The 975-nt window shown below is 74.5% G+C and carries 2 pseudogenes; both read right to left on the bottom strand.

The window, feature by feature from the left end:
- Positions 1–126: 126 nt before the first annotated feature.
- Positions 127–856, bottom strand: a pseudogene (locus ACZ7H1_RS27275) (formylglycine-generating enzyme family protein); the annotation flags it as partial.
- 14 nt (positions 857–870) lie between these two features.
- Positions 871–975: pseudogene (locus ACZ7H1_RS27270) on the bottom strand (ABC transporter permease); the annotation flags it as partial.

Raw genomic sequence — 975 nt, 5'->3', positions numbered from 1 at the left:
GAACACAACTCCGTGCACCCCCCCCCCCCCCCCTCCTTTCCCCCCCGCCGGTTCCCCCCCCCCCGCCCCCCCTCGCCCCACCCCCCCCCCCCCCCCCCCCCCCCCCGGCCCGCCCCCGGTGCGGTCCGCGGCCACCCGGAATCCGATGTTCCCGGTGGAGCTGTCGGGCGTGTTGGAGCTGCGGGCCGCAACCCGGTAGCGGTTGCAGTACGAGTCGTGGCAGAGGTGGGAGCCGCCGCGCATCACCCGGCCGGTACCGGGCGTGAACCGGTCGGCGCACCATTCCCATACGTTGCCGACGACGTTGTGGAGGCCGAACCCGTTGGGGCGGAAGGACTCCGCCGGGGCGGTGCCCTCGTAGCCGTCCTCCGCGGTGTTCAGCGTGGGGAAGTCACCCCGCCAGATGTTGCACATGTGCCTGCCGTCCGGGGCGAGGTCGTCGCCCCACGGGTAGCGCCGCTGCTCGAGCCCGCCCCGGGCCGCGTACTCCCATTCGGCTTCGGTGGGCAGGCGCGTACCCGACCAGGCGCAGTAGGCCTGGGCGTCGTTCCAGGAGACGTGCACCACGGGATGGTTCCGGCGCGCGGTGACGGACGAACCGGCACCCTCGGGCCGGCGCCAGCTCGCGCCGGAGACGGCCCGCCACCAGGGGACGGCCGCCACGGACGGGGACACGGCGGCGACGGCTTCGGGCAGGAAGCTGCCGAACACGAAGGGTGCCCATGAGGAAACGGCCGCCCGGCAGTTCGATCAGCCGCGGGGCGGCCCGCTGGGCGGCGGCGACCCGTGGCTGCGGCGCCGGGGAGAGCGCAACAGCGGTGGGGTCGCCGTGTCCGGGGGTGCAGCAGGACGTCATGGGGCTCCCCCGGTTCAGCTCTTGACCAGCAGGCCGCGGGTGCGCAGGACCCGGCGTTCGAGGGGGCTGAAGACGAGGAGGTCGATGGCGATGCCGACGATGAGGATGAGGAGGATGGC

It is taken from the genome of Streptomyces sp. NPDC037401, assembly GCF_055602345.1.
Note: the sequence above shows the minus strand (reverse complement) of the source record. Positions and strands in the feature narration are given on the sequence as shown.